Origin of the sequence: Kitasatospora sp. NPDC059747, from assembly GCF_042732955.1 — a bacterium.
Classification (GTDB): domain Bacteria; phylum Actinomycetota; class Actinomycetes; order Streptomycetales; family Streptomycetaceae; genus Kitasatospora.
Genome location: NZ_JBHWGV010000001.1, coordinates 230,515 through 237,395, shown reverse-complemented (window position 1 = coordinate 237,395; position 6,881 = coordinate 230,515). Strand labels below are relative to the sequence as shown.

Sequence of the window (6,881 nt, the reverse complement as noted above, 5' to 3'; positions counted from 1 at the left end):
GACTCCTTCCCCCCGTTCCCCTACGTCCACGCCTACAACGCGGACGGCAAGGAGATCTACAACCAGAAGACCCAGCCCACGGTCAAGGACGCCCGTCCGTAGCCCGTCCGTAGTCCGCCCGTAGCCCGTCAGTAGCCATCACCTCACGCCGGCCCGGATCGGGCGGGCAACCGGTTGACGGCGTGGCGAGCCGTCATCTCGATCTGATGACGTTCGGATCACCGTGCAGCGGCGCTCCGGGGCGGCGTCGGGGCCCTGGCTACTCTGAGTGACAGTCTGGTCGGTGTGACAGCTAGATCGTTTGAACTCGGATCATTTTCTGATGGAGCGTCGGCGAATCGTTGCACGTCAGAGCGCTTCTTTATGTGGTTCTGACAGGGCGCCGGAGGATCTAGGTTCTTCCAGCATCCCGGGTGATCAATCCGGGATGTGAACCGAGGAGAACCTGCATGAAGCCAAGAGTGGGCCGCTTCCCGAGCGGCTCTTCTGGTGGTGCCTCACGGCGCCGAATCGCGAGGACGGCCGCCGTCGTGGCGCTGGTCCTGGCAGCGGAGACGGCGGTGACGCTCGCCGTCACCGGCCAGGCCGTGGCCGTCGGGCCCAAGAGCGACAAGGGCACGTCCAGTCAGGGCAAGGAGCCCGTGGGACCGCTGACGGCACCCGACGTGCCGTCGGCGATCGCCACGGCGCGCCTGCGCAACGCCAAGGTCGAGGTGCTCGACCAGGGCACCGAGCAGACCAAGACGTGGGCGAACCCGGACGGGACGCTCACCACCGACTCGTACGCGCTGCCGTTCCGCTTCAAGCGCGACGGCCAGTGGGTCGCCGTGGACACCTCCCTCCAGGAGGCGCCGGACCACTCGGTGGCGCCGAAGGGCCACGTCCGGGGCCTGAAGCTGGCCGGCGGCGGCCACAACGTCACCCTCGCCGCGCAGGGCGAGGGTGACCACCGGGTCTCGATCGGCTGGCAGGGCGACCTGCCCAAGCCGACCCTCAAGGGTGACACCGCGACCTACACCGATGTCACCCCGGGCGCGGACGTGACCGTGCAGGCCACCCGGAACGGCTTCGAGCAGAGCGTGCTCCTCAAGTCGCGCCCGGCCGCGGGCTACCGGGTGACGATCCCGGTGACCGCCAAGGGCCTGACCGCCAAGCAGGACGCGGACGGCACGGTCACCTTCACCGACACCAACGGCAAGCCGGCCGGCAGCATCCCGGCGCCGTTCATGTGGGACGCCACGGTCGACGCCAAGTCGCTGGAGCACCCGCACCAGGCGCCGGTGGCGATGACGATGACGCAGTCCGGGGACACGGTGAACCTCACCCTGACCCCGGACGAGAAGTTCCTGGCCGACCCGGCGACCACGTACCCGGTCACCGTCGACCCGTCCGTCAGCCTGTCGACGGTGCTGGACACCTTCGCGCAGATCAGCTATACCACGCCGCAGTACACCTCCACCGACCTCAAGCTGGGCACGTACAACACCGGCGGCGACGTCGCGCGGTCGTTCCTCCAGTTCCCGGTGCAGCAGCTGGCGAACACCAAGATCCTCTCCTCCTCGCTCAACCTGTACGAGTACTGGTCGGCCAACTGCAGCCAGAACTCGTGGGAGTTGTGGCAGACCAATGCGGCCAGCACCTCCACGGTGTGGACCAACCAGCCCTCGTGGATGACGAAGTACGCCACGACCACGCAGACCAAGGGCTACCCGTCGAACTGCGGCGGCTCGATAGCGCCGGGCTGGGTGTCGATCGACCCGAGTTCGTTCCTGCAGTACGCCGGTGACCACGGCTACAACTACGCCAACATCGGCCTGCGGGCGACCAACGAGACCGACTCCAACAGCTGGAAGCGGTTCTACTCGGCCAACAACGGCAGCAACGTGCCGTACCTGTCGGTGACGTACAACTCGTACCCGATGAGCTCCGCCCCCGCCGTTTCCCCGGGCGTCTCCTCGGTGTCGGGCTCGACCACCACGCTCTACACGAACACGGCGACGCCGCAGCTCCAGTCGACCGTCACGGACGCCGACGGCGGCAACGTGATGGCGCAGTGGAACGTCTACGACACCACCGGCGGCGGCAACACCCAGGTCATCTCCAACCTGAGCGGCTCCTGGACGGCGTCGGGCGGCATCTCCAGCGCGACGGTGCCGGCCGGCAAGCTGGTCGACGGCCACCAGTACACCGCGTGGCCCTGGGGCTACAGCGGATCGCTGTGGTCGCGCCAGACCGTGCCCAGCGGGCTGGTCTTCACGGTGAAGACCACCACGCCCGGCACGCCGACCGTCACCTCCACCGACTACCCGTCCGGCGGCTGGGCGCTCGGCGCCGGCCGCAGTGGCAACGTCATCGTGACCCCGCCGGCCGGTGCCACGGACACGGCCGGCATCGTCTGGCAGCTGGACTCCGGGCCCCAGACCACGGTGGCCACCACCGGATCCGCGGTGACCGTCGCGGTCACCCCGGCCACCGACGGCCCGCACACGCTCACCGTGTTCACCACCAACGTGGCCGGGAGCGTCTCGAACCCCGTCACCTACGCGTTCAACGCGGGCGGCGGCGCCGTCACCTCGCCCAGGCTGGGCGACCGCACCTCGCGCCGCTTCTCCCTGACCGCGGCCGGCCCGGCCGGCTCCAGCGCCGTGAAGTTCCAGTACCGGCGCGCCGATTCGGACGCCTGGAGCGACATCCCGGTCGGTGACGTCGCCTCCGGCGGCACCCCGCTGTCGGCCTGGCCGGTGGCGATGAGCGGCGGCACCTCCCCGGCCCTGGTCTGGGACGCCGCCACCACCCTCACCGACGACGGATCCGTCCAGCTGCGCGGCGAGTTCACCACCGCCACGACGCCGTACGACTCCTCGGCCGTCACCGCGACCGTGGACCGCAAGTCCTCCGGCGCCTCCACCACGCAGGTCGGCCCCGGCACACTCAACCTGTCCACCGGCGACTTCCAGCTGTCGGGCACCGACACCTCGGCGCTGGGGCTCGTCGTGACGCGCACGGCCTCCTCCCGGAACCCGGGCGCCGCGGCGGCGGCCGGCCAGGTCGCGCCGTTCGGCCCGCAGTGGTCCTTCGGCGGCGTCGCGGCGCAGGCCTCGACCGACTACACCGAGATCCGCTCGGTGACCGCCACCGCCGTCCAGCTGGTGCTCGCCAGCGGCGCCGAGGTGGCCTTCACCAAGAACGCCGACGGCAGCTGGGCGCCCGAGCCGGGCGCGAAGCAGTACACGCTCGCGTACGACGGCACGGCCAACCGGTACACGCTGACCGACACCAACGGCACCGTCACCGTGTTCGGCGCGTCGGGCGCCACCGGCGTCTGGACGGTCGCCTCGACGACCTCCAGCGGGCTCGGCAACACGACCCAGTACCGCTTCGACACGGTCACCTCGGGCGGCACCACCTCGGCCCGCCTGGCCCGGATGGCGGCCCCGACGTCGGCGATCTCCGACCTCACCGCCTCCTGCCTGACGCCGGCCACCCCGGCCGCGGGCTGCCGCGTCCTGGAGCTCGGCTACGCCGGCACCACCACCGCGACCGGCGGCACCTTCGGTGACTACGCCGGCCGGGCCGCCACCGTCACGCTGTGGGCGATGGACCCGGCCACGGGGACCGAGACCTCGACCGTCGTCGCCCAGTACGCCTACGACACGGCCGGCCTGCTCCGCAGCGAGTGGGACCCCCGCGTCACGCCCAACCTCGTGACGTCCTACGGCTACGACGCGGCGGGCCGGGTCACCACCCTCACCCCGCCCGGCCAGCTCGCCTGGACCTTCGCCTACGGCACGGCCGGCACCGACGGCGACACCAACGCCGGCCGGCTGCTGAACGTCTCCCGCGCGACCCTCACCCCGGGTTCGGCGTCGCAGACCAACGGCACCGCCGCCACCACCGTGGTCTACGGCGTCCCGCTCACGACGGCGGCCGGCGGCCCCTACGCCATGGGCGCCTCCGACGTCGCCGGCTGGGCGCAGAGCGACGTGCCCACCGACGCGACGGCCGTCTTCCCCTCCGACCAGGTCCCCTCGGCCAACACCGGGGCGGGCAACCTGACCTCCACCTCCTACAACCGCGCCTCGGTCTACTACCTGGACGTGACCGGCCGTCAGGTCAACGCGGCCTCGCCGGGCGGGCACATCACCACCAGCGAGTCCGACTCGTTCGGCAACACGGTCCGCGAACTCACCGCGGCCAACCGTGAACTGGCCCTGGCCGGCAGCACCAACGCGGAGCTCAACGCCCTCGGCATCGCCCCGATGCCGACCGCGCAGCGCGCCACGCTGCTGTCGACCCAGAACGTCTACGACACCTCCGGCCTGATCAAGACCGACACCTACGGCCCGCTGCACAAGACCACCCTGGAACACGCTCTCGCCGCGTCCGGCACGTCCGCCGCGCTCGGTGCGGGCGCCGTGGTCAACGCCCGGACCCACGTCCACACCGGCTTCGACGAGAACCGTCCCACCGACGGCTCGGCGAAGACCTCGGACCTCGCCACCACCTCGGTGACCGGCGCGGCGATCAGCGGCTACGCCGCCGACGCCGACACCCGCACCGTCCAGACCGTCTACGACTGGACCATCGGGAAGCCGACCAGGAAGGTCGTCGACCCGGCGGGTCTGGCGATCACCACGGTGACCGCCTACAACCAGGCCGGCCAGACCACCGCCGTCTCCCAGCCCGCCTCCAACGGGACGGACGCCGGGACCATCACGACCGCCTACTACACCGCGACCGGCTCCGCGCCCTGCGGCGGGCACCCCGAGTGGGCCGACCTGCTTTGCCAGACCGCCCCGGCCGGGGCGATCACCGGCGGCGGCTCGAACCCGTCCCAGGTGGGCACCACCACGACCACGTACAACCGCTACGGGTCCGTGGCCACGGTGACGGAGACCGCGAACGGCGGCTCCCGCACCGTGACCACCAGCTACGACGGTGCGGGCCGCAAGACCCAGCTCGCCGTGTCCGGCGGCGTCGGACAGGCCGTGCAGACCAGCACGGTCGGCTACGACACGGCCACCGGCCTGCTCGCCACCGCGTCCACCCCGGACGGCAGGACGGTCACCCGCTCCTACGACCAGCTCGGCCGCCAGACCTCGTACACGGACGCCGACGGCAACACCGCCGGCACCCAGTACGACGCGCTGGACCGGCCCACCCAGGTCACCGACTCGGCGCCGTCCACCACCACCTACACCTACGACACCACCAAGGACGCGCGCGGTCTTCCGACCTCGAAGTCCGATTCCAACGCCGGTACCTTCGGCGTCACCTACGACGGCAACGGCGCCCCGGCCACCGAGACCCTGCCGGGCTCGGTCACCCTGACCGAGAACGTCGACGAGACCGGCCAGCACACCTCCCGCGTTTACACCGGCGCCACCGGCAACGTCCTGGTCTCCGACCAGGCCGGCTACTCCGCCGCCGGACAGCGGGTCACCCGCGCCCTGTCCACCTCCGGCGGGCTCGGCATCAACGACACCTACGGCTACGACGCCCGGGGCCGCCTGACCGCGGCCAACGAGACCGTCATCCAGAACCAGGCGCAGACCTGCACGGCGCGGTCCTACGGGTTCGACCAGGACACCAACCGGACCAGCCAGAACACCGCGGTCAGCGCCACCACTCTCGACGGCACGACCCCGTCCTGCCCCACGAGCGGCGGCACCACCCTCAACCACACCTACGACAGCGCCGACCGCCTGGCCGACACCGGCTACACGTACGACGCCTTCGGCCGCACCACGGCCGAGGCCAACGGCACCACCACCGCCTACTACGCCAACGACCTCGCCTACCAGCAGGTCTCCGGCACCAACCGCACCACCTGGCAGCTCGACCCCACCGGCCGGTTCCGCACCTCCACCACGGAGGCCAACTCCGGCGGCACGTGGTCCCAGACCGCGTCGCGGGTCAACCACTACGACGGCACCGGCGACTCGCCGTCCTGGACCGTCGAGAACACCGGCACCGGCGCGTTCACCCGCAACGTCGCCGACCTCGCCGGAGACCTGGGGGCCACCTACAGCTCCGCCAACGGCGACATCGTCCTGCAGCTGACCAACCTGCACAGCGACGTCACCATGACCCTGCCGATCGGCAACTCCACGACGCCGGTCACCGTGCTGGCCACCGACGAGTACGGCAACGCACTCACCGGCACCGGCTCCGCCCGGTACGACTACCTGGGCGGCAAGGAGCGCTCCAGCGAGACGCCCACCGGCGACGTCCTCATGGGTGCCCGCCTGTACAACCCCGCCCTCGGGCGCTTCCTCTCGGTCGACCCGATCCGCGGGGCCAACGCCAACGCCTACGACTACACCTACGGCGACCCGCTGAACCGGGTCGACCTCGACGGCCGGTCGAGCGCGCGCAGCTGCGGCTGGGGCTGCCAGGCGATGTTCTACTCGCTCGACTACGCCGGAGGCTGGGCGCTCGAGGCCGCGTGCGGCGTCGCCGGCTTCGTGTGCAGCGCCATCTGGTCCGGGCTGCTCGCGGTCGCGAAGTACGCCTACCAGTGCATGAACCGCTGCTGGAGCTGGAGCACGGCGGGGTACAAGTTCGGGACCACCTTCGCCTGGGGCATCGGTTTCGGCGGGGCCATGAGCTACGCCTTGAGCAGGTACCGCTTCGAGATCAGGTACTTGCTGACGTATGCACGCGGTCCGATCGTGAGATTCCTCGGGTGGGGCTCGTGGAATGCGATCGACAATGCGGTCTACTGGATCCTGTACTAGTCCATAACCTATAGTCCGACCGAGTCGAATGGAGCGCACCGACCGAGGTGGTGGCGAGCCTAGCCAAATAAGCAATAATATCACACAGCTCGCCGAGCCGCCCTCGGAGACAACTTACAGAGATCTGGGCGGGGGGCAGAA

Annotated in this window: 1 protein-coding gene; it reads left to right on the top strand. The window is 70.6% G+C overall.

Going from position 1 to position 6,881, the window contains the following annotated elements; all coding sequences use genetic code 11:
* The first annotated feature begins 449 nt into the window (after window positions 1-449).
* Complete coding sequence (locus ACFV4G_RS01050) at window positions 450-6,740, top strand: DNRLRE domain-containing protein (RefSeq protein WP_380435291.1); 6,291 nt, start codon at window positions 450-452, stop codon at window positions 6,738-6,740.
* Window positions 6,741-6,881: the final 141 nt, after the last annotated feature.

Excerpts from the sequence above, each read along its gene's own strand:
- ACFV4G_RS01050 (WP_380435291.1), top strand. The coding sequence starts at position 450 with ATGAAGCCAAGAGTGGGCCGCTTCCCGAGCGGCTCTTCTGGTGGTGCC.